This is a genomic window from Novosphingobium tardum (genome assembly GCF_042652045.1).
GTDB classification, from domain to species: Bacteria; Pseudomonadota; Alphaproteobacteria; order Sphingomonadales; family Sphingomonadaceae; genus Novosphingobium; species Novosphingobium tardum.
The window spans coordinates 260,692-287,285 of record NZ_JBHSDR010000008.1 but is presented as its reverse complement, the minus strand read 5'-3'; the positions used below and the strand labels follow the sequence as shown (position 1 = coordinate 287,285).

The window sequence follows — 26,594 nt, the reverse complement described above, 5'->3', positions numbered from 1 at the left end:
CGGTCAACATCACCGGGACGAATGACAACGCGACGATCAGCGGCACGGCGACGGGCAGCGTTATCGAGGACTCATCTGTTTCGAGTGCGTCAGGCGATCTGAATTCGACTGATGTTGATGGGACAGCCGACAACTGGGTTGCGACTGCCGCACCAACTGCATCCATCCAAGGATATGGCACCTTTACGGTCGATGCGACCGGCCATTGGACGTATAACTTAAACAATGCACACAGTATGGTGAATGCATTGAACGACGGTCAGTCACTCATCGACACCTTCAACATCTCGACGACCGACGGCACATCCAGAACGGTGTCCGTCACAATCGCCGGCCACACAGACATAGTGAGCGTGATTCTACCAAGTACCTACACCGGTGCTGGCGATCCCAATGACTTCGACAATTTCACTAATGGTGGAACTCCTTACGCACAAGTTACCGGCGGACAGCTGAATAATGACAACGTCGTCTATGGAACATCCGGAGCTGACGTTATCGACATGAAGGGAGGAGCCGACAGCATCTATGGGTGGGGCGGTACAGATACCCTCACAGGCGGTCAGGGGAACGACACAGTTTATGGCGGGACAGGCAATGATACTCTCATTGGCGGATCGGGCATGGACAATCTTTATGGTGGATCCGGCAACGACACGATCACGGGCGATCAAGATGCCGATCTAATTATTGGGGGATATGGCGCAGATTTCCTCACCGGCAACCAAGGCGCTGACATCTTCAAATTTTTGTCATCATTTGACACAAACGATACGATTAGTGATTTCTCTCATGCCGATGACAGTTTTGACTTTTCTGCTTTCGACGCTGACTCCTCGGCTTCTGGGACACAGCAGTTCGTATACGGTGGAACAGCGGCAACCGCCCATGGGCTTTGGTATCAGAATGATGGTGGGACTACAGTCGTATATGGAGACACCGACGGTAACGTCTCGACAGCGGAGTTCATGTTGACATTGAACGGTGCGCCGTCGGTGGACTTCACAGACTTCTTGGGAGTTATCAATCCAAGCGGCTTGCCATGAAGAGCGAAGCTAGCGACCGGTAGTGATTTCGACGTAAGTCACCCCGCCCTGCCGATTTGGCGTATCGCTTAGCCAATTGAACTGTGGCGCATCTATGAGGGACATCATTAGCCCGCCGGGAAGGGGCAGGCGCGGCTAACTGCCATCGTCATCACGTCCCTGGGTTGATGGCATGCTGGCATTAGAGCGGGATACGATCAGCCAACGCTACGGCAAAGCGGCAGCTATGAAGGATCTCAATCGCTGTCGGGCGACTCACCCTGTCGGAATCCGGACGAAGGAGCCGAGTTTGTCCTAGTCCTCGCTTGCCTTAGGGGTTTCGCCGACCCTCAAGGTCTTCAGCGCGCGCGAACTGCGCAAGCGCTCCGCCAACGACGGGCCCGCCTGTCCCGCAATCCGCGGAGGTTGGGGCCTGGCAAAGAATGCGCGTTCGGCCTCAAGCGACCTCCTGACAGCTCGTTGGAGAGGATCGCTCGGATCTAGCACGCCGATCAACCTGTCCCAGGCGGCCAGATCGAGCGGGTCAGGAGGGGGATCGACTAACATCACATCAGCTCCTTATGGCTAGTTGCAGGATGCGGACTGGTGACACGAAGTCCAGCCCTGAGTCCCGATGCTTCCTGTCAGGCTGGCGCGGCTTCATCAGGGCGCTCGAACACGATGGTTACGGGGCGCTCGCCTGCATCTGCCGTCGTGGGTTCGTCAGCAAAGACCAATGCCAGCAGGAGCGTCCGCAATGTGGCGCTGCCCTTGTTTGCGAGTTGAAATGCCCGCTCGATGACGAGCTGCGCGTTGGAAATCCAACGGACCTTGCGACCGATCACAGTCCGGCGCTCCTTGTCCAAAATACGCATCAGGCATTCACCCGGTGTCTCCGGCATCGTCACTGGCTTTGGCTTGCGCGGCTTCGGCCGGTGCCCCTTCTTGAACTGGTGCTGGCGCGGCGGCCGCTTGTAGCCAACGCGCAGCTCGACGTTGGCAGCGTCAGAGCTGCGCGGCTGGACTGGGCTATCAGACATTAGCGAGGGCTCCGCGGATGGTGATAATCACGCGCTCCGTGGTGGTCCGTGTCATCGCAGGGTACTTCTGCATCAACCTGACCACTTCCTTGACGGCCTGTGGCTTGCCGTTGACCGCTTCCTCGACCAGCCGGCGCAAGGTCGCTTCCTGGAGACTCATCTCGACCTCGATCCCGTCCTTCCTGACCTTGCGCCGCTCATTGCCAACGACCTGGATCAGTTCGGACAACGAGTTGGTCAGGGGCTCGGAGATCTTGTTGTGCGGGCGCCGTCCCTTCCTGAACTGGCCGAGGTTGGGCTTGCCTGCCGCCTTGGCGGTGGACTTGCGGGTCATACCTGGCGCTCCTTCTCGACTTGCGCGAACGTGAGCCCGATTTTCGCGAGGACTGCTTTCTTGCCAGTGTCAGCTTCCCAGCGGCGGATCGCGACGTCGACATAAAGCGGGTCTAGCTCCATTGCAGCTGCCCGCCGCCCGGTCCGTTCGGCCGCCAGTAGAATGGTGCCCGAGCCGGCAAAGCAGTCGAGTACGAGCCCGCCCTTTCTCGAGCAATCGTGAAGCGCATCAACTATGAGCGCGAGCGGCTTCACCGTCGGGTGCAGTGCGAGCAGCTCGGCGCGGCCGGCGGACGCCCCGCTCATCCCCTGGTACGACCACACGTTGGTGCGGTGGCGGCCGCGCTCGCCCAGGCCAAAGTTATTGATGTGCCGGGCGGTGCCGCTCTTCATCACCCAGACGAGCTCGTGCTGCGAGCGGTAACACGAGCCCATGCCGGCCGCGATCTTGTCCCAAGCGATGAGGTTCTTCTGCTCGGCGTACTGGCTCGTCGCGAGAACCATCTCGGCCATGTGGCGCCAGTCCATGAAGAGGAAGTGCATCGAGCCGTCGGCACTGTGAGCAACGAGGTGCCCGAATGCTGTCGTGAGGAACGTGGCGAACTCGGTGCGGGACAACTCGCCCGCGGCCATGACGAACTCGCGGTGCTTGCCCTTGCCAACGCAGTGCCCGCCAATCTTCACGTTGTAGGGCGGATCTGTGATCACCATCTGGGCCTTCTCGCCGCCGAGCAGCGCCTCGTAGCTCTTCGCTTCCAGCGCGTTGCCGCAGTAGAACCGGTGCTCGCCGAGCAGCCACAGGTCGCCAAGGCGCGACACGGCCGGCTGCGACCGGTCGACCTCGACGACCGTGTCTGGCCCCGCGCCTGCCAGGCCATCAAACATGATCTCGATGTCCTCCATCTCGAACCCCGTGGTGGTGAGGTCGAACTCCGGATCGAGGAGGCGGATCGCCTCGTGCTCGCGCGCGAGCAGCTTGCGATCCCAGGTCCCGCCGACTTCTGACAGGCGGTTGTCGGCGATGATATAGGCGCGCTTCTGCGCAGGGGTCATGTGCGCGAGCGTGATCGTCGGAACCTCGGCGATGCCGAGCTTGGCCGCCGCGCGCAGGCGGCCGTGCCCGGCCAGGACGAGGCCGGTCTCGTCGACGATGATCGGGTTGGTCCAGCCGAAGCTCTCGATGCTGCGCGCAATCAGCCCGATCTGCTTGGCGCTGTGAGTATTGGCGTTTTGGGGGTGCGGCGTCAGCGACGCGGCGGGCAGGTAGCGGACTTCGATGCCGTTGATCTGGACATGGTCGGGAACTGACATGGTGGCCTCCGGGTAGACGGTTAACGTGCTCGTCCTCACCGGGTGGGCAGTGCCTTCGGCGCCGGACCCCCAGCTTATCCACCCGACCTGGGTTCCCCATAGTTGCAGGAATGAAAATATCGCAGCGACGGAGGGCCAAGGGCTGGCGAACATTTTGCAGATCCGCGCGGCGCACGGGGCTTGGCTCGGTGCAACCCCATGGCGGCCCCCGAATTGCGCGGGGTGATGGTTCCCTCCAGCGCGAAAGCGGTCGTGCCAGCGATTCATTGTCCCGCCGCCCGCGCGACCTCAAGATCTTGCTGGCTGCGCGCGCGCGGCGTTGGGCGATCGACCGGGCTGGCATTGTGGGATTGCCCAGCCGCGTCGGGTTGGCACGGGGTAGAGGGGGCCTCGTGCCATGCTTCTTCGCAAATTCGAATTCCCGCAACGCGAAGAGCCAATTCCCACAAGCGTTAACGCAGGCGCGCTGAGCCTCGCACGGCAGAACAGGCGGGGTTTGCAAGGCCCTGACGGCGCTCGACGGCTGAGTATGCGGAAAATTCCCGTAAAAATCGCGTTTAATGGGAATTTCGAGTCAGAGACTAGTTCGCTGAGGACTACATGGCGCACCAGATATCAATGGCTTAGGCGCTACGCGGACTTTGATATGGGGACGCATTAGTCCCTCGCGGATCGAACGCTGGATAGGCGTTTTCGCATAATCCGCGTTTGTCGGCACGGAATGGCAATTCGGGCGTTATGCGCGAAAGCAAATCCGAAAGCTCTCTATGTCGTCCGTCCTGAACTTCGTCCTGCTCTTCGCCTGCCTCGGGCTGCTCGGGCTTTGCATCTTCAAGCTTCGTTCCGAATGGCTGGAGCGCAACCCCGACCGGATCTACCGCTCGCGGCGCAACAAGCGCAGCCGCTAGGCGGGTCACGCGCTGGAGCACCCGTGAAGCGGCGAACTAGAGTTCCGCGAGAGCGGGGATCAGCCCGGCAAAGCTGTCGATCACCCGGTCGGCACCAAGTTCGTCGGCGGGACGGTCGGCGAAGCCGAAGCTGACCGCCACGCTGTGCACGCCGGCCGCAATCGCGGTTCGTATGTCGATAATCGAATCCCCGACCATTGCCGCCGGGCCGCCACCCGCGCGTTCGATCGCGAGGTGGAGCGGCGCGGGATCGGGCTTGGCGACTGGCAGTGAATCGCCGCCGATCACGGCAGCGAAACGCTTTGCCCAGCCCAGTGCGCCGATCAGCTGCACTGCCAGGCCGCGGGGCTTGTTGGTGCAGACGGCCAGCGCGATGCCCTGGTCCGCCAGTGCGGTCAGCGCATCGTCCACCCCGGCATAGGGCTGCGTCGCATCGCAGATGTGGGCGGTGTAATGGTCGATCAGCACCCGAAAGCCCGCTGCCATCAGCGCATCGTCCGCGCCGCCGGTCACCTCGAGCCCGCGTCGCAACATCGCGCGCGCGCCGTAACCGATCATCGTGCGCACTTCGGCAAGCGGCTGCGGGGCGCGGCCGAGCCTGGCCAGCGCCACGTTCAGCGCGGCGGCGAGATCGGGCGAAGAGTCCGCCAGCGTGCCGTCGAGGTCGAAGACCACGGTGCGAAAGCGCAGACGCTCCTCGCGCACGGTCAGCCGCGATAGCCGGGAAGCGCGATGCCGCGGGCCAGCGCCGCGCCGCGCAGGGCGAAGCCGGCGAAGGCGGCGAGCGGCCAGACGAGGGCGCCGGGCAATCCCGCGACAGTCCCGCCAATGCAGACCGCCGCGGAAAGCGCGGCGGCGGTCACGTAGAGTTCGGGCCGCATCAGGATCGAAGGGCGGCCCGCCAGCACGTCGCGGATGATCCCGCCGACGCAGCCCGTTATCACCCCCATCATCCATGCCGGGACAGGCTCGACCCCCCAGGCCAGCGCCTTGGCGCTGCCGATGACGGCATAGGCGGCAAGGCCGACCGCGTCCGCCCACTCCAGAAAGCGGCCTTCCCACCAGCGGGTCGGTGTGAACCAAGCGACGAGCGCCGTGGTCAGGCAGACCGGCGCGACCCAGGGATCGCGGACCCAGAACACCGGAGCGCCGATCAGTAGATCGCGCACCGTGCCGCCGCCAACCCCGGTGACGAGCGCGAAGAACACCATCGTCACGAACGTCTGGCGCAATTGCGCGGCGAGCAGTGCCCCTGAAAGCGCGAAGACCGCGATGCCGGCAAGGTCGGCCGCCGGGGGAAGCGTGGGAAGGGCGTGCGCGGAAATCATCTCGCAGCTCTGACGGGGGAGCGGCGACGGCGAAACAGAAGGACCGTGCCGATCACGCTACCCGCCAGCGCGAGCGCCGCGAACAGGATCAGGATCGGGTGATGCGGGTCCTCGCGCGTCTGCAGGTCCATGATGTGCAGGCCCCACATGAGATCGTAGGCGCGCCAGAACCGGGTGCGAAACGCCAGCACTTCGCCCGTTCCCGCGTCGACATAGACGTGAGTGCCGTCCGAGAACTTGGCCTGCCAGCTTGGCCGTGCCTTGCGCAGGTCGAGCGGGGACGTGTCCGCCGTGAACCGGCGCAATGCCTCGATCCGGCCCGGGCCGGCGTAGGCTGCCGCCGCGATTGTCCGCGCCTCGGCCGCGCTGACCGTGCCCAGATCCCGCCCGTCGCGGGCCGAATAGCGGTGTGGCTCGGCCGTTCCGCTGCGCACGATCCAGGTTGGTCCGGCGGGTTCGCTGACCAGCGCGACCGCATCGACCGGTCCGGACAGGCGCGGCAGGACGAGACCGGTCGCCTCCATCGATGCGGCGCGGGCACGGACGTTTTCGCCGCGAACCTCGTCGATCGGCTTGATGACCATGAACAGGCCGCTGGCCACCCACAGGAGCATCGGTACGGCAACCAGCCAGCCGAGCCAGATGTGCCACCGCGCAAAGCGCTGCATCCACAGGCGGCGTGCCATGGGGCGCTAGTCCCTTGCGAAGAGCCGGGCGGGGTCGGCCATCGCCTTCATCTCGATGGCGTTGCCCGACTGATCGCGAAAGAACATCGTCGCCTGCTCGCCCACTTCGCCGGGAAAGCGAACGTGGGGCTCGATTACGAACGCGGTTTCGGCGGCGGTCAGGCGGTCGGCAAGCGCCCGCCATTCATCCATCGCCAGGACGATCCCGAAATGCGGAACCGGTACTTCGTGGCCATCGACCGGATTCGAGGCCTCGGCGGCGCGCTCAGGCGCGAGATGGGCAACGATCTGATGGCCGTAGAAGTCGAAATCCACCCAGTCGTCCGCGCTGCGCCCTTCGGGGCAGCCGATCGTTCCGCCCCAGAATGCACGGGCGGCGGCGATGTCGTGAACCGGAAAGGCGAGGTGGAAGGGGCGCAAGGGCCGCTCGTCCGCCGCCCCGCTCGCTTGGCCCCCGCCCGCCATCAGATGTGGATCGGCTTGCCGGTCACCGCCATCGCCGCTTCCTTGAGCGCTTCGGGGTGCGTGGGGTGAGCGTGGCAGGTATAGGCGATGTCCTCGCTCGTCGCGCCGAACTCCATGGCCAGCGCGGCTTCGGCGATCATCGTCCCGGCAACGCTGGCGACGATCCAGACGCCCACCACCCGGTCGGTCATTGCGTCGGCGATCACCTTCACGAAACCGTCGGTGTCGCGGTTGGTCTTGGCCCGGCTGTTGGCGAGCATCGGGAACTTGCCGACCTTGATCTCGCCTGCCGCCTTGGCGTCTTCCTCGGTCAGGCCGACGCCGGCGATTTCGGGCATCGTGTAGACGACCGAAGGAATCACAGCGTGGTTCACGATACCCGTTTGCCCGGCGATGTTCTCGGCGACGGCGATGCCTTCGTCCTCGGCCTTGTGCGCCAGCATCGGGCCGGGAATCACGTCGCCGATGGCCCACACGCCGTCGACGCTGGTGCGGAATTCGTGGTCGGTGTCGATCTGTCCGCGCTTGTTCAGCTCCAGCCCGATGGTTTCGATGGCGAGACCATCGACATTGGGCCGCCGCCCGATCGAGACGAGCACGCAATCGGCCTCGAGCGTGGTGGCCTCGCCGCCCGCTGCGGGTTCGAGTGTCAGCGTGGCCTTTCCGCCGTTTACGCTCGCGCCGGTGACCTTGGTCGAGAGCATCAGGTCCATGCCCTGCTTCTTGAACAGCTTGGCGGCTTCCTTGCGGACCTCGCCGTCCATGCCGGGCAGGAGCTGGTCGAGGAATTCCACGACGGTGACCTTTGCGCCAAGCCGGCGCCAGACGGAGCCGAGCTCGAGGCCGATCACGCCGCCGCCGATCACCACCATGTGTTCGGGTACGCGTTCCAGCGCGAGACCGCCGGTGGAATCGACGATCACGCCGCCGGCATTGTCCACGTCCACGCCCTTGAGCGGGGTGACCGACGAGCCGGTGGCGATGACGATGTCCTTCGCCGTTACCGCCTGCCCGCCGACGTCCACCGTGTGTGCCCCGGTGAACTTTGCGGTTCCCTTCAGCCAGGTGACCTTGTTCTTCTTGAACAGGAACTCGATCCCGCCGGTCAGTTCCTTGACCGCCTTCGCCTTTTCGGCCTGGAGCTGCGGCAGGTCTAGCTCGACCGAGCCGAGCTTCACCCCGAACTTGGCGAGCGCGCCGCCGTGGGCTTCCTCGAACAGTTCGGAGCCGTGGAGCAGCGCCTTGGACGGGATGCAGCCGACATTGAGGCAGGTCCCACCCAGCGTCTCGCGGCTTTCGACGCAGGCGGTGCGCAGGCCAAGCTGCGCGGCGCGGATCGCGGCGACGTAGCCGCCCGGGCCGGCGCCGATGATCAGGACGTCGTAGTCGTAGGTGTCAGCCATTATCGCCTCACAAATCGATCAGGATCCGGGTCGGATCCTCGATCGCGTCCTTGATGATCTTGAGCGCGGTCACCGCCTCGCGCCCGTCGATCAGGCGGTGGTCGTAGGACAGCGCGATATACATCATCGGGCGGATCACGATCTGCCCGTCGACGACGACCGGGCGGTCCTCGATCCGGTGGAGGCCGAGCACCGCGGACTGCGGCGGGTTGATGATCGGGGTCGACATCAGGCTGCCGAACACGCCGCCGTTCGAAATGGTGAAGGTGCCGCCCTTCATGTCGTCCATCGTCAGCGTGCCGTCCTTGGCCTTCTTGCCGAAGGCGCCGATGGCCTTTTCGATACCCGCGAAGCCCAGCTTGTCGGCATCGCGGACAACCGGCACGACGAGGCCGTTGGGGGCCGAGACCGCCACCGAGATGTCGACGTAATCGTGATAGACGATCTCCTCGCCATCGATCTGCGCGTTGACCGAGGGCACGTCCTTCAGCGCCAGGCACGCGGCCTTGGCGAAGAAGCCCATGAAGCCGAGGCGCACGCCGTGCTTCTTCTCGAAGCTGTCGCGGTACTTCTCGCGCGCCGCGATCACCGCGCTCATGTCGACGTCGTTGAAGGTGGTGAGGAGGGCGGCGGTGTCCTGCGCCGACTTCAGCCGCTTGGCGATGGTCTGGCGCAGGCGGGTCATGCGCACGCGTTCCTCTGCGCGGCCGGGAGCGGGGGCAGCCGCCGGGGCGGGTGCGGCTTCCTCGGGAGCGGCGGCGGGCGCGGCGGGCTTGGCCTGCGCCGCGCTCAGCACGTCTTCCTTGGTCAGGCGGCCGTCCTTGCCGGTGCCCTTGACCGTGGCGGGGTCGATCCCGTGTTCGAGAACCGCGCGGCGCACGGCGGGCGAAAGCGCGGCGGCGTCGAAGGCGGCGGCCGGAGCGGGCGCGGCTGCCGGAGCTTGCGCGGGGGTAGGTGCCGGTGCTGGCGCGGGCGCGGCTTCGGGCGCAGCGGCGGGCACGGTCTTGGGGGCGATGCTGTCGGACGCGGGCGGCTGGGCAGCCTCTTCGCGCGGAGTGACGGGAGTGTTGCCCGCCGCGGCGACGCCATCCTCGATCGTCGCGAGGACCGCGCCGACCGACACGGTGTCGCCCTCCTTGACGAGCTGCTGGCCCATCACGCCGTTGACCGGCGAAGGCACCTCGACCGCGACCTTGTCGGTCTCGAGGCTGGCGATGGGCTCGTCGAGCTTGACCGGATCGCCGGGCTGCTTGAGCCACTGGCCGACGGTTGCCTCGGTAACGCTTTCACCCAGCGTGGGAACTTTGACTTCGGCTGACATGGTTCTTCCTCAGGCCTGCTTGCGGCGGCGGATTTCGTTGCGGACCGACAGGCCCAGCGCATCTGCGATGAGCGCGCCCTGTTCGCTCTGGTGGCGGCTGGCGAAGCCGGTCGCGGGCGAAGCGGAAGCCGCGCGGCCGGCGTAGCGGGGCCGTGCGACCTTGCTGGCGGCATGCGCCAGCGACTGTTCGATGCAGCCTTCGACGAAGAACCAGGCGCCGTTGTTGCGCGGCTCTTCCTGGCACCAGACGACATCCTCGAGCGCGGTCATCCGGCCGATGCGCTTGGCCAGCGCTTCCTCGGGGAAGGGATAGATCTGCTCGATCCGCACGATCGCCGTGTCGGAAAGCTTGGCCGCGTCGCGTGCCTCGATCAGGTCGTAGGCGACCTTGCCCGAACACAGCACCAGCCGCTTGACCGCCTCGTCGGCGGGCGGGTTCGGATCGGACAGGATCCGCATGAAGTGGCCTTCGCCGACGAAGTCCGCCGCCGCGCTCTTGGCCATCGGATGGCGGAGCAGCGACTTGGGGCTCATGATGACGAGCGGCTTGCGGAACGACCGCAACATCTGCCGGCGCAGGACATGGAAATAGTTGGCCGGGGTGGTGATGTTGCAGACCTGCAGGTTGTCCTGCGCGCAGAGCTGGAGGAACCGCTCGAGCCGGGCCGAGCTGTGCTCCGGCCCCTGGCCTTCGTAGCCGTGGGGCAGCAGCAGCACGAGGCCGTTGGCGCGAAGCCACTTGGCCTCGCCCGCGGCGATGAACTGGTCGATGATGGTCTGCGCGCCGTTGGCGAAATCGCCGAACTGCGCTTCCCACAGCACCAGCGTCTTGGGGTCGGTCAGGGCATAGCCGTATTCGAAGCCAAGCACGCCGAATTCGGACAGCGGGCTGTCGAGCACCTCGAACCGCCCGTGGGGGACGGACCACAGCGGCACGTACTTGTGCTCGTCGGTCTGGTCCACCCACACCGCGTGGCGCTGGCTGAAGGTGCCGCGGCCCGAATCCTGGCCCGAGAGGCGAACGCCGAAGCCTTCGGACAGGAGCGAACCGAACGCCAGCGCCTCGCCCGTGGCCCAGTCGAAGCCGGTGCCGCTGGCGAACATCTCGCGCTTGGCGTCGAGCACGCGGGCCAAGGTCTTGTGGATCTGGATCGTGTCGGGAACCGTGGTCAGGGTGCGGCCGAGGCTGTCGAACAGCTTGCGGTCGATACCGGTGTCGATGTTCCGGCGCGCGCCCACGGGGTCGGCCGGCTTGTTCAGCCCGCTCCACCGCCCGGCGAACCAGTCGGCCTCGTTCGGCTTGTAGGTCTTGGCGCCCTCGAACTCGGTTTCCAGGTGCCCGACGAAGGCGTCGGCGGTGCCCTGCGCCCAGCCGGTGTCGATCACGCCCTCTGCGGCCAGCCGCTCGGCATAAAGCGCGCTGATCGGCGGGTGGGCGCGGATGCGGTCATACATCAGCGGCTGGGTGAAGCTGGGCTCGTCGCCTTCGTTGTGGCCGAAGCGGCGGTAGCACCACATGTCGATCACCACGTCGCGCTTGAACTTCTGGCGGAAGTCGATCGCCAGCTTGCAGGCAAAGGTCACCGCTTCGGGATCGTCGCCGTTGACGTGAAGGATGGGCGCCTGGACGCCCTTCGCCACGTCGGACGGATAGGGCGACGAGCGCGCGTACTGCGGGCTGGTGGTGAACCCGATCTGGTTGTTGACGATGAAGTGGATCGTGCCGCCGGTGTTGTAGCCGCGTACGCCCGAAAAGCCGAAGCACTCCCACACGATGCCCTGCCCGGCGAAGGCGGCGTCGCCGTGGATGAGAACGGGAAGGACCTGCTCGTGCTTCGTCACGTCGTCGCGCAGGACCTGCGTCGCGCGGACCTTGCCTAGGACGACCGGGTCCACCGCCTCGAGGTGGCTGGGGTTGGGGACCAGGCTCATGTGGACCTTGATCCCGTCGAACTCGCGGTCGGTCGAGGTGCCGAGGTGGTACTTCACGTCGCCCGAACCGCCGACGTCGTCGGGATTGGCCGAGCCGCCTGAGAATTCGTGGAAGATCACGCGATAGGGCTTGGCCATCACGTTCGCGAGCACGTTCAGCCGGCCGCGGTGCGACATGCCGTAGACGATTTCCTTCACGCCGAGCTGGCCGCCGTACTTGATGATCGCCTCGAGCGCGGGGATCATCGATTCCCCGCCGTCGAGGCCGAAGCGCTTGGTGCCGACATACTTGCGGCCAAGGAACTTCTCGTACTGCTCGCCCCGGATCACCGCGGCCAGGATCGCCTTCTTGCCCTCGGGCGTGAAGTCGATCGACTTGTCCGCGCCTTCCATCCGCTCCTGGAGGAAGCGGCGCTCCTCCACGTCGGCGATGTGCATGTATTCCATGCCGACATGGCCGCAGTAATTGGCGCGCAGCGTCTCGACCAGCGCGCGCACTGTCGACCATTGCAGGCCCAGCGCGCCGCCGAGATAGACCTTCTTGTCCAGCGCCGCGCCGGTGAAGCCGTGGTATTCGGGCGTCAGGTCGGCGGGCAGTTCACGCTGGGTCAGGCCCAGCGGGTCGAGGTTGGCGGCAAGGTGGCCGCGCACCCGATAGGTGCGGATGAGCATCATCGCGCGGATGCTGTCGCTGGCCGCCTGCTCGACCTCGGCCTCGGATATGGCGCCGCCGGCCTTGGCCGCCGCGGCCTTGATCGCAACGCTCATCGCCAGGGGATCGAGCGCGGCGGTCAGGTCGTCGTCTGCCGCCGGATCGGTCGCGGGCCAGCTCGCGCGCTGCCATGACGGGCCCTGCTGGGGCTCGTCCATTCCAAGACCCGGCAAGGCTTCAAATTCGTGCGGTTGCGGCTCTTGGCCCATGTCCATACCCGTGTGTCGCCGCCGGGGCGGAGACCTTTCTCGTCAAGGCACGACGCAGCGTGCGGTCAATCGTTCAATTTCTTCATTCGCATTCGAACGCCCGGGCGCCGCGAATGTTCTCGAAACTTTCGAACCCGGACACTCCACCCCGCTGTCGCTCGACGCACCGGGTCAGGTCGTCTGCAAACGCCAGTCCCCGCCTGCGCGGGGACTGGCGCTGCTTATGCCATTTCCTTCAGCATCGCCGCGAGTGTCGTGCCCAGTTCGCTGGGCGAGGGCGAAACGCGGATGCCGGCGGCTTCCATCGCCGCGATCTTGTCCTCGGCGCCGCCCTGGCCGCCCGAGACGATCGCCCCGGCGTGGCCCATGCGGCGGCCCGGAGGCGCGGTGCGTCCGGCGATGAAGCCGACCATCGGCTTGCGGCGGCCGCGACGGGCCTCGTCCTTCAGGAACTGCGCCGCCTCTTCCTCGGCCGAGCCGCCGATTTCGCCGATCATGATGATCGACTGGGTCGCGTCGTCGGCCAGGAACAGCTCGAGCACGTCGATGAAGTTGGTGCCGTTGACCGGGTCGCCGCCGATCCCGACCGCAGTGGTCTGGCCCAGGCCCGCCATCGTGGTCTGGTGAACGGCCTCGTAGGTCAGCGTGCCCGAGCGGCTGACGACGCCGACGTTGCCCTTGGAGAAGATCGAGCCCGGCATGATGCCGATCTTGCATTCGCCCGGGGTCAGTACGCCGGGGCAGTTGGGGCCGATCAGGCGGCTCTTGCTGCCCGAAAGCGCGCGCTTGACGCGCACCATGTCGAGCACGGGAATGCCTTCGGTGATCGTCACGATCAGCTCGATCCCGGCGTCGATCGCTTCGAGGATCGAATCCGCGGCGAACGGCGGCGGCACGTAGATGCAGCTCGCGGTCGCGCCGGTCTTGGCCTTCGCTTCGGCCACGGTGTCATAGACCGGCAGGCCGATGTGCGTCTCGCCGCCCTTGCCCGGGGTCACGCCGGCGACCATCTGGGTGCCATAGGCCAGCGCCTGCTCGGTGTGGAAGGTGCCGGTCGCGCCGGTCATCCCCTGGGTAATGACCTTGGTGTTCTTGTCGACGAGAATGGACATTCGGTTCTCCATGCGTGTCCCCGCGTGGACGGGAACCTCGGGCCGCTTGCCGCCAGCCCATTGGGGGAAGAGAAGTCCCCGCCGAAGCGGGGACGCATGCGCTTAGTTGAGGCTGGGCTCGATGCCCTTGCAGGCGACGAGAAGTTCCTTGACCGCGTCGACGCTGACCTGGAGGCCCGCCTTGTCGGCGTCGTCCAGCTCGATCTCGACGATCTTCTCGACCCCGCCGGCGCCGATCATCACCGGCACCCCGACATAGAGGTCGTCGACGCCGTACTGGCCGTTGACGTAAGCGGCGCAGGGCAGGATCCGCTTCTGGTCGCCGAGATAGGCTTCGGCCATTGCGATGCCGCTGGCCGCGGGCGCATAGAACGCCGAGCCGGTGCCGAGCAGGGCGACGATCTCGCCGCCGCCGCCGCGCGTGCGCTTGACGATCGCGTCGATCTTGTCCTGGCTCGACAGGCCCATCTTGACGAGGTCGGGAACGGGGATGCCGTTGACGGTGGAGTAGCGCACCACCGGGACCATCGTATCGCCGTGGCCGCCGAGGACGAACGTGTTCACGTCACGCACCGACACGTCGAACTCGTCGGCGATGAAGTGGCTGAAGCGCGCGCTGTCGAGCACGCCGGCCATGCCGACGACCATGTTGTGCGGCAGGCCCGAGAATTCGCGCAGCGCCCAGACCATCGCGTCGAGCGGGTTGGTGATGCAGATGACGAAGGCGCCGGGCGCGTTGGCCTTGATGCCTTCGCCCACGGCCTTCATCACCTTGAGGTTGATGCCGAGCAGGTCGTCGCGGCTCATCCCCGGCTTGCGGGCGACACCGGCGGTGACGATGATGACGTCGGCCCCAGCGATGTCGGCGTAATCGTTCGAGCCGGTGATCCTGGCGTCGAAACCCTCGACCGGGCCGCACTGCGACAGGTCCAGCGCCTTGCCCTGGGGCACGCCCTCGACCACGTCGAACAGGACGATGTCGCCCAGTTCCTTCTGCGCGGCGAGATGGGCGAGCGTGCCGCCGATGTTGCCGGCGCCGATCAGCGCGATCTTCTTGCGTGCCATTGAGCCTGGGCCTTCCCGTGACGGCGGGTCTGCATCCCGGGAAATTCCGGGGCTGTTTGGGCCATGCCATGCCTACCCGCGAGAGGGATGACGCCCGGCGAACCGGGCTGCCCTAGGCTTGGGGCAAGGGCATTGCAACCCCCGAAAAGTGGGGGCTGCAATGCGCCTGTGATAATGGTTCGCAGTAGCGAAAAGCCGCGCGCGGGCTAGCGGCGTGCCTCGCGCCGGCCGTCGATGCCGTAACGGGCGACGAGCGTCGCCGCGAGACGGCGATCGAGCGTCCTGCATATGCCGAGCCATTCGACGAAACCGTTGCGGTCGCCTTCGGCGATGGCGTGCATCGCGCACTCGGCGGCGTGGCGCGCGGCCCCAAGTCCGCGCGCGGCGAATAGGCGCAGGGCGTCGCCCAGGAACATGTCGCCGGCAAGGGCGTCGTTGGCGGGCGATTGGGTGTGCCTGAGAGTGGGGCGGTTGTCATTGGCCGGCGGCGGCTTGTCGCGTAGGCTGGCAATTGCGCAGAGCGACAGCGAGGGACGCCGCCCGACGGGGGCGGGAGCGGAATTATGCGACATTGTTAGACTCCGGGGGCTGGGGTCTTGAGGGGTCCGTATCCTTGCCTCCGAAGTGCTGAATTTTCGGTAGGCCGATATGGTTGCGGTGCGTTAACCATGCCCCGAAGCGACGGGTCGTGGCCTGTCAGCGATGGTTGGACTTGAGCCTTGCTCAACCGCCCGGCTGGGCGATCCACTTGCCGCTGTCGCGGTATTCCTCGCGGATCGCGGACGCTGCCGGAAGCCTGTCGGGAGCGGCCGGGGCGGCTGTTGCGGCGGCACTCGCCGCGGCCGGTGCGGGAGCGAACGCACTAGCCTGCCGCACAGCCTCGACGCGCGCTGCCTCGAACGCCGCGGCGAGCGCGAGCGGGTCGCTGGCGGCAGGATCGGCCGGGGTCCACACGCGCGGATGCGGGCCGGGGACGGGCTCGCCGCCCAGGTAGGCGCCGCTGAAAGCCGCGCGCTGCCCGGCGGCGCCCGACCAGCGATAGAACCGGTGCGCGCCGATCGTGCCGATGAAAGCGAGCCGGTCGGCCCAGACGGGGTGGACCGCGCTGGTGTGATAGTTGAGCGCGAGGCCGACCGGGGCATAGACCGCGCCCGACAGCGCGTCCTCGGCCACGGACCGGGCACGCAGCCACCATGCCCGCGCCGGGAGCCGCGCCATCGAGCCGTCGCAGGCGAAAGTGAACTGACACCCCGGCCGCTCCGACCCTTGATAGACCACCCCGCACACGCTCTTGGGATAAGCCGGGTGGGCGACGCGGTTGAGGACGACCTGCGCCACCGCGCGCTGCCCGGCATCGGGTTCGGTCGCCGCCTCGTAATAGACCGCGGCGGTCAGGCACTGAAGCGCGCGCAAACGGTCGGTGGCGGTGCCCGCCAGCGTGACCGGCCGCGCCACCGCGTCGCCCAGAGCCGCGTCGAGCGGCTGCGCCCCGGCCGGCGGAGCGACCAGCGCGGCCGAGGCAGGCGTGGCGGACACCACGCCGCTATCGGGCGCGAGATAGTAGAACGCCGAGCCGGGAAAGCTCTGGCCCGGCTGCTCGAACGGCAGGAGCCTCGAACCCGCGGCGCGCGCGGTCGCAGGCTCGACCACCGCGCCTGCCAGGCCCAGCGGCCCCCAGGCGAGTATCGCGACGAGTAGCGCCAGCAGCCCCGCCACGCGGGCGCGGCGCGGAGCCTCGCGGCGGCGCAGCCGGGCCCGCAGGCTCGGACCCCCGCGCGCCAGGCGCAGCGCGAAATCCGCGGGCGGCGGATCGGCAGCGGGGCAGGCGGCGGCGGTCATAGTCAGGCGGTCAAGTCCTTGAATTGCGGGGCGTCGCTAGCGCGCCGGCGGCGGCGGCGCACCCGGAGCGTGGCCGCCGTCCCGCAGCGGCACAGCGCGCGATCCTATCGTGCACCGGTTAAGGAGCGCTTGCGCGAGCGGTGCGCGCGCCATAGGGGGACGCCGACGTTACAGGTTGTCCGACCGCGTGCCGCTTCGGCGGGGCAAGGCCGGACCTAAGAGGGAAGCAGGATGAAAGCCTGCGCTGCCCCCGCAACTGTGACCGGCGAGTGTCCTGTCCACTAGGCCACTGCCCGCGCGGGCCAACCGCGCAGGTGGGAAGGCGGACGGGGGATGACGACCCGGGAGCCAGGAGACCTGCCCGTAACGGTCGTTCAGCCGCCGGGCGGGGTGCACCGGAGGCAGCAGGGCGGCCGCAATTCCGCGCGCCATCCGCCACGAACGACTTCGTTCGAGGCTGGAGGTCTGCCCATGAAGTACTTGTCCCGTTACCAAAAATCCGTGAGTTCTGGCGAATGTCGCAGCCTCGCGCGCCACCGCGCGATCCTGCGCGGCGCTGCGCCATTGCCGGCGTTCGGACTGACCATCGCCCTCGCCGCCGCAATGCCGGCGCAGGCGCAGGCCTCTGCCGACGCTACCATCGCCGGTCCGTCGCGCGACGATCTCATCACCGTCACCGCCACCGGCACCGCGCTGCCGAACGATGAAAGCGGCCAGCCGGTAACCGTGATCGGGGCGGACGAGATCGCCGCCATCCAGGGTCCGGACCTTGCCCGCGTGCTCGAACGCGCACCCGGCGTCACGATCACCCGCAATGGCGGGGCCGGCGGCTTCACCGGCGTGCGCGTGCGCGGCGCCGATGCGGAACAGCTCCTCGTCCTCGTCGACGGGGTGCGCGTTGCCGAAGTCGCCGCGCCGGGCGGCGGGTTCGACTTCGGCAACCTGACCGCAGGAAGCATCGGCAAGATCGAGCTTTTGCGCGGGTCCAACAGCGTCGTCTGGGGAAGCCAGGCGATCGGCGGGGTCATGGCGATCACGACCGCCGCGCCCGAGGGCGTGACGGCCTCTGCCGAGTATGGCGCGAACGACAGCCGCTACGCGACCGCCAGCGCAGGAGGCAGCGCGGGCGCGCTGTCGGGCGCGCTGGCCGGCAGCTATTTCCGCACCGACGGCTTTTCCGCCGCCACGATCGGCACCGAGCCCGACGGCTTCCGCCAGTATCAGGGAACCGGGCGGCTCCGCGCCGAGCTTGCCCCCGGTTTCGCGTTGACTGCAACCGGCCGCTATGCGCGCGGCCGGCTCGAGATCGACGGCTATCCCCCGCCGACCTATTTCGTTTTCGACGATACCGCCGAGTACCAGAAGACGCGCGAGGCTTCGGGCCGGGTCGGCGCGCTTTACGATGCGGGCGGGCTGTCGCTCAACGCCGGGCTCGCCCGCTCGGATACCCGCCGCCAACTGTTCGATCCTGCCATCGGGCCCGACAGCTACTACACCACGCGCGGGCGGAGCACGCGCGCCGAATTGTTCGGCAGGGCCGCGCTTCCTTCCGCGTTCGCGCTCGATTTCGGGGCGGACAGCGAGTGGACGCGCTTCTCCACGACCTACGATGCCCGGGCCCGTGCCCGGCTGTCGAGCGGGCATGCGCTGCTCGGCTGGTACGGTTCGCGCCTGACGGTGGCGGCGGGCGCGCGGATCGACGATCACAGCCGTTTCGGCAGCGCGGTAACGCTGGGCGCCAACGCCAATCTTGCCTTGAACGAAGCATGGCGGGTGCGGGCCAGCTACGGCGAAGGATTCAAGGCGCCGACACTGTTTCAGCTTCTCTCCGACTACGGCAACGCCGCGCTCGATCCCGAACGCAGCCGCAGCTTTGACCTGGGGGTGGAGCGCGGGGAGCGCGGCGGTCCGCTGCATTTCAGCCTCACCGCGTTTCGGCGCGACAGCCGCGATCTGATCGATTTCGTGTCGTGCTTCGGCAGCAGCGCGCCGCTTTGCGCCAATCGGCCGTTCGGCACGTACGACAACGTCAGCCGCGCCCGCGCTGAAGGGATCGAGGCTGAACTGGGCGCGCGGCTGGGCGAGCATTTCTCCGCCAGCGCCGCCTACAGCTATGTCCACGCAACCAACCGCGCCACCGGCAACGACCTTGCCCGCCGCCCCCGCCACGCTTTGACATTGGCCGGAGACTGGGCAACGCCGCTCGGCGGGCTGGCGCTGGGCGCGGACCTGCGTCTGGTGAGCGACAGTTACGACGATGCGGGCAATTTTACCCGGCTCGACGGCTATGCACTGACCACGGTGCGCGCTGCACTGCCGCTGGGGCAGCGGTTCGAACTGTTCGGGCGGGTAGAGAACCTGTTCGACGTCACCTACCAGACCGCCGCAGGATACGGCACCGCGGGGCGCAGCGCGTTCGGCGGGGTAAGGGCGCGGTTCTGAACGCGCGGCGCCTCGTCCCCGTGCGGGTGGTAGCCTCGCTGGCGCTGGCCGCGTGCCTCGCCGGCTGCGCCCAGCCTCGGAACGAGGCGCCGCGCGCGTCGCATGGCAATAGGCCGACGATAGTCAGCCTCAATCCGTGCAGCGATGCGATCCTGGCCGAAGTGGCGGACCCCGGCCAGATCCTTGCCATCTCGGCCTATAGTCACGACCCGCGCGCCAGTTCGATGGACCCGGCGGTCGCGCGCCGCTTCGCCGCGACCGGCGGCACGGTGGAGGAAGTCGTCGCGCTCGATCCCGATCTCGTGGTCGCCAGCAGCTTCCTCCCGCCCGCCAGCGCTGCCTCGTTCGCGCGGCTCGGCCTGCACGTTGCGCGGCTGCCCATCGCGACCGACGTGGCGACAAGCGAGGCGCAGGTCCGCGTCCTCGCCCGCCTGGCCGGGCATCCCGAGCGGGGTGAGGCCCTGGTCGGGCGGATCGAGACGGCGCTTGCCGCTGCCGCGCCGCCGCCCGGAACGCGCCCCGTTTCCGCCGTTGTCTGGCAGGCCGGTGGGCTTGTCGCGGGCGACGACAGCCTGATCGCGGCGCTGCTAGCCCACGCGGGTTTCGTCAACGCCGCGCCGGCGCGCGGGCTGGGGCAGGGCCAGCGCCTTGCCTTGGAAGATCTGCTTGCCGGACCGCCGGCGGTGCTGCTGGTCGCCGGCGATACCGCGGCGCGCGAGGAGCGGATGCTGGCCCATCCCGCGCTCGCCACGCTTGGCGCGGCGCGGCGCAACCTCGACCCGGTCCTGCTTTATTGCGGCGGGCCGACCATCGTTCGGGCAGCGGCGCGGCTGGCTGCCATCCGGCGGGAACTGCCGCGATGAACCGGTCGGTCGCCTTCCTGTGCGCCGCGCTGGCAGTCGCGTTTCCGTTGACGCTGCTCGCCGGGCGCGTGTGGATCGACCCGTTCCACCCGAACGTGGCGAACGCGGTGCCGATCCTTGCGCAGCTTCGCCTGCCGCGCGCGCTGCTGGCACTGGCGATCGGCGCGGGGCTGGGCGGGTCGGGCGCGGCGATGCAGGGCTACCTGCGCAATCCGCTCGCCGACCCCGGCCTGTTCGGGATTGCGCCTGGCGCCGCGCTGGGCGCGGTGCTCGCGCTGTTCTTCGGGCTTGGCGCGGTGCCGTTCCTGCTCCCCGCCTTCGCCTTTGCCGGCGCCGCGGCGGCGATGGCTGCGCTGGCGCTGATCGCCGGGCGCAGCGGCGGCGTGGCGCTGTTTACCCTCGCCGGGATGATGATCGCCAGTCTTGCTGGATCGCTCACCAGCCTGGCGATCAGCCTCGCTCCCAACCCCTGGGCGCTGGGTGAGATCGTGAGCTGGCTGATGGGCGCGCTGACCGACCGGTCGTGGAGCGACCTGTGGCTCGCCGCGCCGCCGACCCTTGTGGGACTCGCCCTTCTGTCGCGCGCAGGACGCGGGCTCGACGCGCTAAGCCTGGGCGATGACGCGGCCCGCTCGCTCGGCCTCGACCCGGCGCGGCTGCAGTGGACGATCGTCGCCGGGGTGGGTCTCGCGGTGGGGGCGGGCGTAGCGGTTGCCGGGATCATCGGCTTCGTCGGGCTGATCGTGCCGCACCTCGTCCGTCCGTTCACCGACCGCCGCCCGTCCTCGCTGCTGCTGCCGAGCGCGCTGGCGGGGGCGCTGCTCGTCCTCGTCGCCGATGCACTGTGCCGGGTCGCGCCGCTGGACAGCGAGTTGCGGCTAGGCATCGCGCTGTCGCTGCTCGGCGCCCCGTTCTTCCTCGCTTTGCTACTGCGCCTGCGCCGGGGGCTGGCATGACCGCGCTCGCCAGCGTGGGGCTCGCCGTCTCGCTCAGCGGGCGCTCAGTCCTGGCGGGCGTCGACGCGGTCCTGCGCGCGCGGGAGGTCACCGCGATCTGCGGCCCGAACGGCGCGGGCAAGTCGACCCTGCTCGCCGCGCTGGCGGGTCTACGGACGCCCGACAGCGGCACGGTCACCCTAAACGATCAGCCGCTGGCCTCGCTCGACCGCGACCTTCGGGCACGAACGCTCGGCTACCTGCCGCAAGCCGGCGAGATCGCGTGGGATATCGACGTGGCGACGCTGGCCGGGCTGGGTCGCCTGCCGTGGCGGGCTTCCCCGGCCGAGAACGAGGCGGCCGTCGCGGCGGCGCTCGCCGCGCTCGATCTCGAAGCCTTTGCCGCGCGCCGGGTCAGCCGCCTGTCGGGCGGGGAACGGGCGCGCGCGCTGCTGGCGCGGGTGCTGGCAGGCACCCCGGCGTGGATCCTGGCCGACGAGCCGCTCGCCAGCCTCGACCTTGCCCATGCCGCGACGCTGGTCGCGCACTTTCGCCACGCCGCGCGCAGCGACGGGATCGGCGTGATCCTGGTACTGCACGACCTGGCGCAGGCGATGAACCATGCCGACCGGGTGCTCGTGCTCGACGCCGGGCGGATCGTCGCCGACGGCGCGCCGGAGGTTGCGCTGGACGAGGGCGTGCTGAAGCGGGTCTGGGGCGTGTCGGCCCGCTGGCTGGGCGAACCCGGCGCCCGGGCGCTGGCGGTCGGCTAGCCTCGCCCTCAGGCGTGGCGGCGCGGACCGGTGACGAGGAACAGTTCGCTGAAGCTTGCCGCGCGGCTGGCGAGCGGGGCGGCCTTCGCCTCGCCGGCCTTGCCCTCTGCACCCGCGGCATCGGCGGGGGGAACCTCGGCAGGGTAGCCACCGAACAGTCCCGCGGCGGGGGGCCGGTGGTCGTTGGTGGTGGACACGCTCATCGCAGGAAACCTTCGGATACGGACTTGGCCGGGTCCGGCGATGCGCGATCTTCTGACAGGTCGGCACCGCCGCGGCGTTGCCCATCTTATGCCACAGGCGCGGTGCCCTAAATTGTAGGAATCCGACAAAATGGCCTGCCGCGTACAGGCGCGGGGCCGCGGCGCGCCGGGGGCGCACCAACGTCGGAACGGTCGCAATCTAGCGGGCGCGGGCGATACGCGCTGTGATCGAGCGCACAGCCAGGGCTCTAAGTTGGCGCGTTCAGGCGGTGCGTTCAGGCCGCGATGGCGCTTGTGGCGCAGGCTTCGGCGGCAAGCCGCGCGATCGCCTCCTCGCTTTCGCGCAAGGGGCGGCGGCCGGCGAGCAGCGTGGCGACCCGCGGTTCCGCGACGAGCGCGGCGATCGCCGCTTCGCGCGCCCCCGTGCGGCGCGGCAGCAGCGGCCCGAACACCGCCTCGACCCACAGGCGCAGGGCCCGGCGTTCGTCGTGGGCGGGCGGGAGGGGCAGGCGGCGCAACGGGGGTCTCCAACGTTCGGTCGGAGACCCCTTTAGCGTTTTCGTGAGACGCTTTTGTGGCACGCCGCACAGCGCGCCATGTTGTCGGCTCAGTCGGTCGTGGGGGCGGTGAGGCCGCGCGCCTTCAGCATCGGCGCGACCGAGGGATCGCGCCCGGTGAAGTTGCGGTACATCACGGCGTAGTCCTGGCTGTGGCCCTGCGAGAGGACCATGTCGCGGAAGCGCTGGCCGTTGGCGCGGGTCAGGCCGCCGTGGTCGGTGAACCACTGGAACGCGTCGTGATCGAGCATCTCGGTCCACAGGTAGGCATAGTACGCGGCGGAATAGCCGTTGGCCCAGATGTGGCGGAAGTAGCTCGTGCGATAGCGCGGCGGAACGTCGTCGACCTTCAGTCCGGTCGCCGCCAGGGCGGCCTTCTCGAAGGCATCGACGTCCTGCTTGGGCGCATCGGCGGGCAGCGCGTGCCACTTCATGTCGAGCAGCGCGGCGGTGACCGTCTCGCCCAGCGCATAGCCCTGGTTGAAGGTCCGCGCCTTCTCGATCTTGGCCATCAGCGCCGCGGGCATCACCTTGCCGGTCTGGTAGTGCTTGGCATAACTGGCGAAAACCTTGGGATCGGTCGCCCAATTCTCGTTGAACTGACTCGGGAACTCCACGAAGTCGCGCGCGGTGTTGGTCCCCGCGATAGACGGGTAGGTCTGGTTCGACAGCATGCCGTGCAGCGCGTGGCCGAACTCGTGGAACATCGTCGTCACGTCGTCGAAGCTGACCAGAGCGGGCTGGCCGGCGGCGGGCTTGGTGAAGTTCTCGACATTGTAGATGACCGGCTTCATGCCGAGCAGCTTGGACTGCTCGACGAAGTTAGACATCCATGCGCCGCCCTGCTTGTTGTCGCGCTTCCAAGGATCGAAGTAGAACAGCGCCAGCTCCGAACCATCCTGGTCGTAGACGGTATAGACCGACACGTCGGGGTGGTAGGTCGGGATGTCGGTGCGCTTCTTGAAGGTCAGGCCGTAAAGCTGGTTGGCGGCATAGAACACGCCGTCCTCCAGCACGCGGGTGATCTCGAAGTACGGCTTGATCTGGCTTTCATCGAGGTCGTACTTGGCCTTGCGGACCTTCTCGGAATAGAAATCCCAGTCATAGGGCTCGACGTCGAACTTGCCGCCGCTCGCGCGGATGGCCTTGTTCAACTCGGCTGCCTCGCGGGTTTGCGCGGCGGCGAGCGCGGGGACCATGCCGTTCATGAACGACAGCGCGGTGGCCGGGTCCTTCGCCATCTGGTCGTACATCGTATAGCTGGCATAGTCGGGGTAGCCGAGGAGCCTGGCCTTCTGCGCGCGCAGCTGCGCCATTTCCTGGATCAGGGCGCGGGTGTCGTTTGCGTCGCCGCGCTCGGAGCGGTTCCAGCTCTTCTCGAACAGCGCCTGGCGGGTGGCCCGGTTCGAAAGGCTCGCCAGCGCGGGCTGCTGCGTGGTGTTCTGCAGCGGCAGAACATACTGGCCGGCAAGCCCGCGGTCGGTGCCGCCCTTGGCCGCGGCGGCGATCTCGGCGGCGGAAAGGCCCGCCAGCGCCGCCTTGTCCTTGACCACCAGCGCGCCGTCCTTGGTCCCCGCGGTCAGCTTCTGCGAGAACTCTGTCGAGAGCGAGGAAAGGCGGGTGTTGATCGCCTTCACCTGCTCCTTGGCGGCAGGATCGAGGTTCGCGCCCGAATGGACGAAACGGTCATAGGCGTTGCCCAGGACCATAGCCTGATCGGGGGTCAGGCCCAGCGTCGCCTGGGCATCGTGCAGCGCCTTCACGCGGGCGAACAGCTTATCGTTGAGATAGATCGAATCGTTGAGCGCGGCGAGCTGCGGCGAGGTGGCCGTATCGATCGCGTCGAGCGAGTCGTTGGTATTGGCGCCCACGACGGCGCTGAACACCGCGTTGGCGCGGTCGAGCATCTGGCCCGACTTTTCCATCGCCACGATCGTGTTCTCGAACGTCGGCGCGGCGGGGTCGTTGGCGATGGCCTCGATCTCGGCGCGCTTGATCGCGATGCCCTGCTCGATCGCGGGCTGGAAGTCGCTGTCCTTGATCTTGGTGAAATCGGGCGCGTGGAACGGCAGCGTGGATTCCTGCGCGAATACGCCGGTGCCGACGGGGATCACGGGATTATATGCGGCAGGGGCCGCATCGGCGGGAGCAGTGGCCATGGCTCCCTTTTCGGCCATCCCGGCACATCCGGCAAGCGCGCCGGCAGCCATCGCGGCAAGCGCCGCGTTCACGAGAAACTTCGCCTGCATTAATGATCTCCTGCAACCCGGCGCTTGCGGACGTTGCCGGCGCCTTATCGATGCTCCGCAATCCCGCGACGGGGGGAGCCTGAAATGCGGTTACTGGAGAAACCAAGTTGAACGCAAGGTGACAAACCGGCCTTCGCGCAGGTTTTTGATCGGGGCCGACAAAACCTATTTCGTGCAGGGCTTGCCCGCATACTGGAAGCCGTGCGGCACCCAGGTCGTGCCGTCCCACCGCCGCACCGGGAAGCAGAAATAGGGGCCGCCGATGGAAATGTCGGGCCAGTTGCCCACCCCGTGACTGGGCAGGAACGTGGGCACGCCCGGGCTGCTGAAGATCAGCTTCCACCCGCCGCCCGGCTGGCGGCTGACAAGCGCGAACCCCGTGGCGACGTTGCCATAACAGTAGTTGCTGCCCTCGGTGATCACCGCCTCGGGCAGCCCGTCGCCGTTACGGTCGGCCACGCTCTCGATCACGCCGGGTTCGTAGCCCGGCCGGCCGGGGTCGCCGCATGCCTTCCACTGCGATCCCACCTTGCGGAACCCAGCGGCGCGAAACGCCGCGGCCTGCTCGGCCGCCGAAAGCGGTCCGGACGGTCCGGGCGGAGGCGGCGGGGCCGGCCGCGCGGCGCCGAGCGCCAGGGCAAGCGCGCCGCCAGCCGCCACCGCGCCGAAGCGTGATGCAAATCCCCTGTTACCCAACCAGCGCATCGCCGATCCCTTCCACAAGGAAGCCCCTGCCATCGACCCGCCGCGCCCTCATCCCGAGACGGCGCCGCAACGCAGGTTCGCGCGAAACGCGGGCGAAGGCAAGCAAGGTGGATCGGCACCGGCGCATGGCGACGTCCGTCAGGTTCCGTCGCTGCGCAGGGTCAGGACCTCGACCCCGCTCCGCGTCACCGCCACCGTATGTTCGAACTGGGCGGAAAGCTTGCGGTCGCGGGTGACGACGGTCCAGCCGTCGGCCTCGGTCGCGACCATCCGGGTGCCCTGGTTGATCATCGGCTCGATGGTGAAGACCATCCCTTCACGCAGGCGCATGCCCGTGCCGCTGCGGCCGAAATTGAGGACCTGCGGCTCCTCGTGCATCTCGCGCCCGATGCCGTGGCCGCAATATTCACGCACGACGGAGTAGCCGTGCTTCTTCGCGTGGCGCTCGATGGCAAAGCCCACGTCGCCCAGCGTCGCGCCGGGGCGGACCTGGCGGATTCCCTGCCACATCGCTTCCTGGGCCACGCGGACCAGCCGCCGCGCCGCGGGCGGGGCGTTGCCGACCACGTAGGTCTTGCTCGAATCCGCGATGAAGCCGTTCTTCTCCAGCGTGATGTCAAGGTTGATGATGTCGCCGTCGCGGATGATTTCCTCCGCGTCGGGCACGCCGTGGCAGACGACATGATTTATCGAGCAGTTGAGCACGTACTTGAAGCCGTACTGCCCCTTGCTGGCGGGGCGGGCGGCGAGATCGACGGTGATGAACCGGTCGACGAGGTCGTTGACCTCCATCGTCGACATGCCGGCCAAATCCTGCGTGTCAAGCATCTCGAACACCCGGGCAAGCAGCTTGCCCGATGCCCGCATCAGGGAGAGTTCGTCAGGAGTCTTGACCATTTCAGGCTGCCGCGACGCGGTTCGTGCAGACCTGTGCGGCGCCGAACTGCTGCCGGACGATCTCGTTGAACGACAGCGTCGGGTTGGCCTCGGCCAGCATCCCGATCTTCATCCAGAATTCGGCCTGGGCATTGATCGAGCGGCACATGACCGAACTCGCCCGACGGGCCTCCTCATGAAGCTCTCCGTCGATCTTCACGATGCCCATGCTTGTCCTCGAAACAGGTGATCCATATACGGTCGATAGACGATCCGTATATCCCGTTCAAGGGGGCGCCCGG

General features: G+C 67.7%; 26 protein-coding genes and 1 riboswitch. Of the genes, 6 read left to right on the top strand and 20 right to left on the bottom strand.

Features of this window, described 5'->3' with window-relative positions; genetic code table 11:
• A partial coding sequence (locus ACFO0A_RS15255) for a VCBS domain-containing protein (protein WP_379540019.1) occupies window positions 1-1,046 on the top strand: 1,046 nt, incomplete at its 5' end.
• A gap of 623 nt (window positions 1,047-1,669) precedes the next feature.
• Here the strand turns inward: ACFO0A_RS15255 and ACFO0A_RS15250 are convergent.
• The 3 genes from ACFO0A_RS15250 to ACFO0A_RS15240 are packed head-to-tail and all read right to left on the bottom strand — an operon-like array spanning window position 1,670 to window position 3,709.
• Window positions 1,670-2,065 carry a DUF5681 domain-containing protein gene (locus ACFO0A_RS15250; protein ID WP_379540018.1) on the bottom strand — a complete coding sequence of 132 codons (396 nt, stop codon included), beginning with the start codon at window positions 2,063-2,065 and terminating at the stop codon, window positions 1,670-1,672.
• Complete coding sequence (locus ACFO0A_RS15245; protein WP_379540017.1) at window positions 2,058-2,399, bottom strand: DUF5681 domain-containing protein; 342 nt, start codon at window positions 2,397-2,399, stop codon at window positions 2,058-2,060. Before ACFO0A_RS15245 ends, ACFO0A_RS15250 begins: the two co-directional genes overlap by 8 nt.
• Window positions 2,396-3,709 (bottom strand): site-specific DNA-methyltransferase, encoded by a 1,314-nt coding sequence (locus tag ACFO0A_RS15240; protein ID WP_379540016.1) that lies wholly within the window; start codon window positions 3,707-3,709, stop codon window positions 2,396-2,398. Before ACFO0A_RS15240 ends, ACFO0A_RS15245 begins: the two co-directional genes overlap by 4 nt.
• 767 nt (window positions 3,710-4,476) lie before the next feature.
• On the opposite strand from ACFO0A_RS15240, the gene ACFO0A_RS15235 reads away from it, so the two are divergent.
• Window positions 4,477-4,617 (top strand): hypothetical protein, encoded by a 141-nt coding sequence (locus ACFO0A_RS15235; protein WP_379540015.1) that lies wholly within the window; start codon window positions 4,477-4,479, stop codon window positions 4,615-4,617.
• Window positions 4,618-4,653: 36 nt separating this feature from the next.
• On the opposite strand, the gene gph is transcribed toward ACFO0A_RS15235, so the two are convergent.
• From gph to ACFO0A_RS15180, 11 genes are all read right to left on the bottom strand, one after another.
• Window positions 4,654-5,322, bottom strand: coding sequence for a phosphoglycolate phosphatase (gph, locus tag ACFO0A_RS15230; protein WP_379540014.1), 669 nt, complete (start codon window positions 5,320-5,322; stop codon window positions 4,654-4,656).
• Window positions 5,323-5,324: 2 nt separating this feature from the next.
• The gene (locus ACFO0A_RS15225) at window positions 5,325-5,945 is read right to left on the bottom strand and encodes a trimeric intracellular cation channel family protein (RefSeq protein WP_379540013.1); all 621 of its coding nucleotides are present in this window, start codon (window positions 5,943-5,945) and stop codon (window positions 5,325-5,327) included.
• Window positions 5,942-6,631, bottom strand: a complete 690-nt coding sequence (locus ACFO0A_RS15220; RefSeq protein WP_379540012.1) for a PepSY domain-containing protein — start codon at window positions 6,629-6,631, stop codon at window positions 5,942-5,944. The genes ACFO0A_RS15225 and ACFO0A_RS15220 overlap by 4 nt, the downstream gene beginning before the upstream one ends.
• Before the next feature lie 6 nt (window positions 6,632-6,637).
• The gene (locus ACFO0A_RS15215) at window positions 6,638-7,096 is read right to left on the bottom strand and encodes a VOC family protein (protein ID WP_379540011.1); all 459 of its coding nucleotides are present in this window, start codon (window positions 7,094-7,096) and stop codon (window positions 6,638-6,640) included.
• The gene (lpdA, locus tag ACFO0A_RS15210) at window positions 7,096-8,499 is read right to left on the bottom strand and encodes a dihydrolipoyl dehydrogenase (RefSeq protein ID WP_379540010.1); all 1,404 of its coding nucleotides are present in this window, start codon (window positions 8,497-8,499) and stop codon (window positions 7,096-7,098) included. Before lpdA ends, ACFO0A_RS15215 begins: the two co-directional genes overlap by 1 nt.
• 7 nt (window positions 8,500-8,506) lie before the next feature.
• A complete protein-coding gene (gene odhB / locus ACFO0A_RS15205; RefSeq protein ID WP_379540009.1) occupies window positions 8,507-9,820 on the bottom strand; it encodes a 2-oxoglutarate dehydrogenase complex dihydrolipoyllysine-residue succinyltransferase in 1,314 nt (437 codons plus the stop codon).
• Window positions 9,821-9,829: 9 nt separating this feature from the next.
• The gene (locus ACFO0A_RS15200) at window positions 9,830-12,673 is read right to left on the bottom strand and encodes a 2-oxoglutarate dehydrogenase E1 component (RefSeq protein WP_379540029.1); all 2,844 of its coding nucleotides are present in this window, start codon (window positions 12,671-12,673) and stop codon (window positions 9,830-9,832) included.
• A gap of 221 nt (window positions 12,674-12,894) precedes the next feature.
• Window positions 12,895-13,785, bottom strand: a complete 891-nt coding sequence (gene sucD, locus ACFO0A_RS15195; protein WP_379540007.1) for a succinate--CoA ligase subunit alpha — start codon at window positions 13,783-13,785, stop codon at window positions 12,895-12,897.
• A gap of 102 nt (window positions 13,786-13,887) precedes the next feature.
• Window positions 13,888-14,850, bottom strand: coding sequence for a malate dehydrogenase (gene mdh / locus ACFO0A_RS15190; protein ID WP_379540005.1), 963 nt, complete (start codon window positions 14,848-14,850; stop codon window positions 13,888-13,890).
• Between the two features lie 206 nt (window positions 14,851-15,056).
• Window positions 15,057-15,422 (bottom strand): hypothetical protein, encoded by a 366-nt coding sequence (locus ACFO0A_RS15185; RefSeq protein ID WP_379540003.1) that lies wholly within the window; start codon window positions 15,420-15,422, stop codon window positions 15,057-15,059.
• 151 nt (window positions 15,423-15,573) lie between these two features.
• Window positions 15,574-16,689, bottom strand: coding sequence for a cell wall hydrolase (locus ACFO0A_RS15180; protein WP_379540002.1), 1,116 nt, complete (start codon window positions 16,687-16,689; stop codon window positions 15,574-15,576).
• A 168-nt stretch (window positions 16,690-16,857) separates the two neighbouring features.
• Window positions 16,858-17,056: riboswitch (cobalamin riboswitch) on the top strand.
• 134 nt (window positions 17,057-17,190) lie between these two features.
• Between ACFO0A_RS15180 and ACFO0A_RS15175 the strand changes: the two genes are divergently transcribed.
• From ACFO0A_RS15175 to ACFO0A_RS15160, 4 genes are read left to right on the top strand one after another with little or no spacing between them, the layout of a single operon-like run.
• On the top strand, window positions 17,191-19,131 hold the full coding sequence (locus ACFO0A_RS15175) for a TonB-dependent receptor plug domain-containing protein (protein WP_379540000.1): 1,941 nt from the start codon (window positions 17,191-17,193) through the stop codon (window positions 19,129-19,131).
• Between the two features lie 20 nt (window positions 19,132-19,151).
• Window positions 19,152-19,994, top strand: coding sequence for an ABC transporter substrate-binding protein (locus ACFO0A_RS15170; RefSeq protein WP_379539998.1), 843 nt, complete (start codon window positions 19,152-19,154; stop codon window positions 19,992-19,994).
• The gene (locus ACFO0A_RS15165; protein WP_379539996.1) at window positions 19,991-20,950 is read left to right on the top strand and encodes a FecCD family ABC transporter permease; all 960 of its coding nucleotides are present in this window, start codon (window positions 19,991-19,993) and stop codon (window positions 20,948-20,950) included. Before ACFO0A_RS15170 ends, ACFO0A_RS15165 begins: the two co-directional genes overlap by 4 nt.
• Complete coding sequence (locus ACFO0A_RS15160; protein ID WP_379539994.1) at window positions 20,947-21,702, top strand: ABC transporter ATP-binding protein; 756 nt, start codon at window positions 20,947-20,949, stop codon at window positions 21,700-21,702. The genes ACFO0A_RS15165 and ACFO0A_RS15160 overlap by 4 nt, the downstream gene beginning before the upstream one ends.
• 8 nt (window positions 21,703-21,710) lie before the next feature.
• Here ACFO0A_RS15160 and ACFO0A_RS15155 read toward each other — a convergent pair whose 3' ends face one another.
• From ACFO0A_RS15155 to ACFO0A_RS15130, 6 genes are all read right to left on the bottom strand, one after another.
• A complete protein-coding gene (locus ACFO0A_RS15155) occupies window positions 21,711-21,905 on the bottom strand; it encodes a hypothetical protein (RefSeq protein ID WP_379539992.1) in 195 nt (64 codons plus the stop codon).
• 275 nt (window positions 21,906-22,180) lie between these two features.
• Complete coding sequence (locus ACFO0A_RS15150) at window positions 22,181-22,423, bottom strand: hypothetical protein (protein WP_379539990.1); 243 nt, start codon at window positions 22,421-22,423, stop codon at window positions 22,181-22,183.
• A gap of 89 nt (window positions 22,424-22,512) precedes the next feature.
• Entirely contained in the window at window positions 22,513-24,711 is a 2,199-nt protein-coding gene (locus ACFO0A_RS15145) for a M3 family metallopeptidase (protein WP_379539988.1), read from the bottom strand.
• A gap of 165 nt (window positions 24,712-24,876) precedes the next feature.
• Complete coding sequence (locus tag ACFO0A_RS15140; RefSeq protein ID WP_379539987.1) at window positions 24,877-25,449, bottom strand: hypothetical protein; 573 nt, start codon at window positions 25,447-25,449, stop codon at window positions 24,877-24,879.
• 105 nt (window positions 25,450-25,554) lie between these two features.
• Window positions 25,555-26,313 carry a type I methionyl aminopeptidase gene (map, locus tag ACFO0A_RS15135; RefSeq protein WP_379539985.1) on the bottom strand — a complete coding sequence of 253 codons (759 nt, stop codon included), beginning with the start codon at window positions 26,311-26,313 and terminating at the stop codon, window positions 25,555-25,557.
• Window position 26,314: 1 nt separating this feature from the next.
• Window positions 26,315-26,521 (bottom strand): ParD-like family protein, encoded by a 207-nt coding sequence (locus tag ACFO0A_RS15130; RefSeq protein ID WP_379539983.1) that lies wholly within the window; start codon window positions 26,519-26,521, stop codon window positions 26,315-26,317.
• Window positions 26,522-26,594: the final 73 nt, after the last annotated feature.

Bases quoted from the DNA above. Each gene is read 5' to 3' on its own strand.
- ACFO0A_RS15145 (WP_379539988.1), bottom strand. From the start codon at position 24,711: ATGCAGGCGAAGTTTCTCGTGAACGCGGCGCTTGCCGCGATGGCTGCC.
- ACFO0A_RS15200 (WP_379540029.1), bottom strand. From the start codon at position 12,673: ATGGGCCAAGAGCCGCAACCGCACGAATTTGAAGCCTTGCCGGGTCTT.
- lpdA (WP_379540010.1), bottom strand. From the start codon at position 8,499: ATGGCTGACACCTACGACTACGACGTCCTGATCATCGGCGCCGGCCCG.
- ACFO0A_RS15240 (WP_379540016.1), bottom strand. From the start codon at position 3,709: ATGTCAGTTCCCGACCATGTCCAGATCAACGGCATCGAAGTCCGCTAC.
- ACFO0A_RS15155 (WP_379539992.1), bottom strand. From the start codon at position 21,905: ATGAGCGTGTCCACCACCAACGACCACCGGCCCCCCGCCGCGGGACTG.
- mdh (WP_379540005.1), bottom strand. From the start codon at position 14,850: ATGGCACGCAAGAAGATCGCGCTGATCGGCGCCGGCAACATCGGCGGC.
- ACFO0A_RS15160 (WP_379539994.1), top strand. From the start codon at position 20,947: ATGACCGCGCTCGCCAGCGTGGGGCTCGCCGTCTCGCTCAGCGGGCGC.
- ACFO0A_RS15225 (WP_379540013.1), bottom strand. From the start codon at position 5,945: ATGATTTCCGCGCACGCCCTTCCCACGCTTCCCCCGGCGGCCGACCTT.
- ACFO0A_RS15165 (WP_379539996.1), top strand. From the start codon at position 19,991: ATGAACCGGTCGGTCGCCTTCCTGTGCGCCGCGCTGGCAGTCGCGTTT.
- ACFO0A_RS15245 (WP_379540017.1), bottom strand. From the start codon at position 2,399: ATGACCCGCAAGTCCACCGCCAAGGCGGCAGGCAAGCCCAACCTCGGC.
- ACFO0A_RS15235 (WP_379540015.1), top strand. From the start codon at position 4,477: ATGTCGTCCGTCCTGAACTTCGTCCTGCTCTTCGCCTGCCTCGGGCTG.
- ACFO0A_RS15215 (WP_379540011.1), bottom strand. From the start codon at position 7,096: ATGGCGGGCGGGGGCCAAGCGAGCGGGGCGGCGGACGAGCGGCCCTTG.
- ACFO0A_RS15130 (WP_379539983.1), bottom strand. From the start codon at position 26,521: ATGGGCATCGTGAAGATCGACGGAGAGCTTCATGAGGAGGCCCGTCGG.
- ACFO0A_RS15140 (WP_379539987.1), bottom strand. From the start codon at position 25,449: ATGGCAGGGGCTTCCTTGTGGAAGGGATCGGCGATGCGCTGGTTGGGT.
- ACFO0A_RS15250 (WP_379540018.1), bottom strand. From the start codon at position 2,065: ATGTCTGATAGCCCAGTCCAGCCGCGCAGCTCTGACGCTGCCAACGTC.
- ACFO0A_RS15220 (WP_379540012.1), bottom strand. From the start codon at position 6,631: ATGGCACGCCGCCTGTGGATGCAGCGCTTTGCGCGGTGGCACATCTGG.
- ACFO0A_RS15185 (WP_379540003.1), bottom strand. From the start codon at position 15,422: ATGTCGCATAATTCCGCTCCCGCCCCCGTCGGGCGGCGTCCCTCGCTG.
- ACFO0A_RS15180 (WP_379540002.1), bottom strand. From the start codon at position 16,689: ATGACCGCCGCCGCCTGCCCCGCTGCCGATCCGCCGCCCGCGGATTTC.
- sucD (WP_379540007.1), bottom strand. From the start codon at position 13,785: ATGTCCATTCTCGTCGACAAGAACACCAAGGTCATTACCCAGGGGATG.
- odhB (WP_379540009.1), bottom strand. From the start codon at position 9,820: ATGTCAGCCGAAGTCAAAGTTCCCACGCTGGGTGAAAGCGTTACCGAG.
- map (WP_379539985.1), bottom strand. From the start codon at position 26,313: ATGGTCAAGACTCCTGACGAACTCTCCCTGATGCGGGCATCGGGCAAG.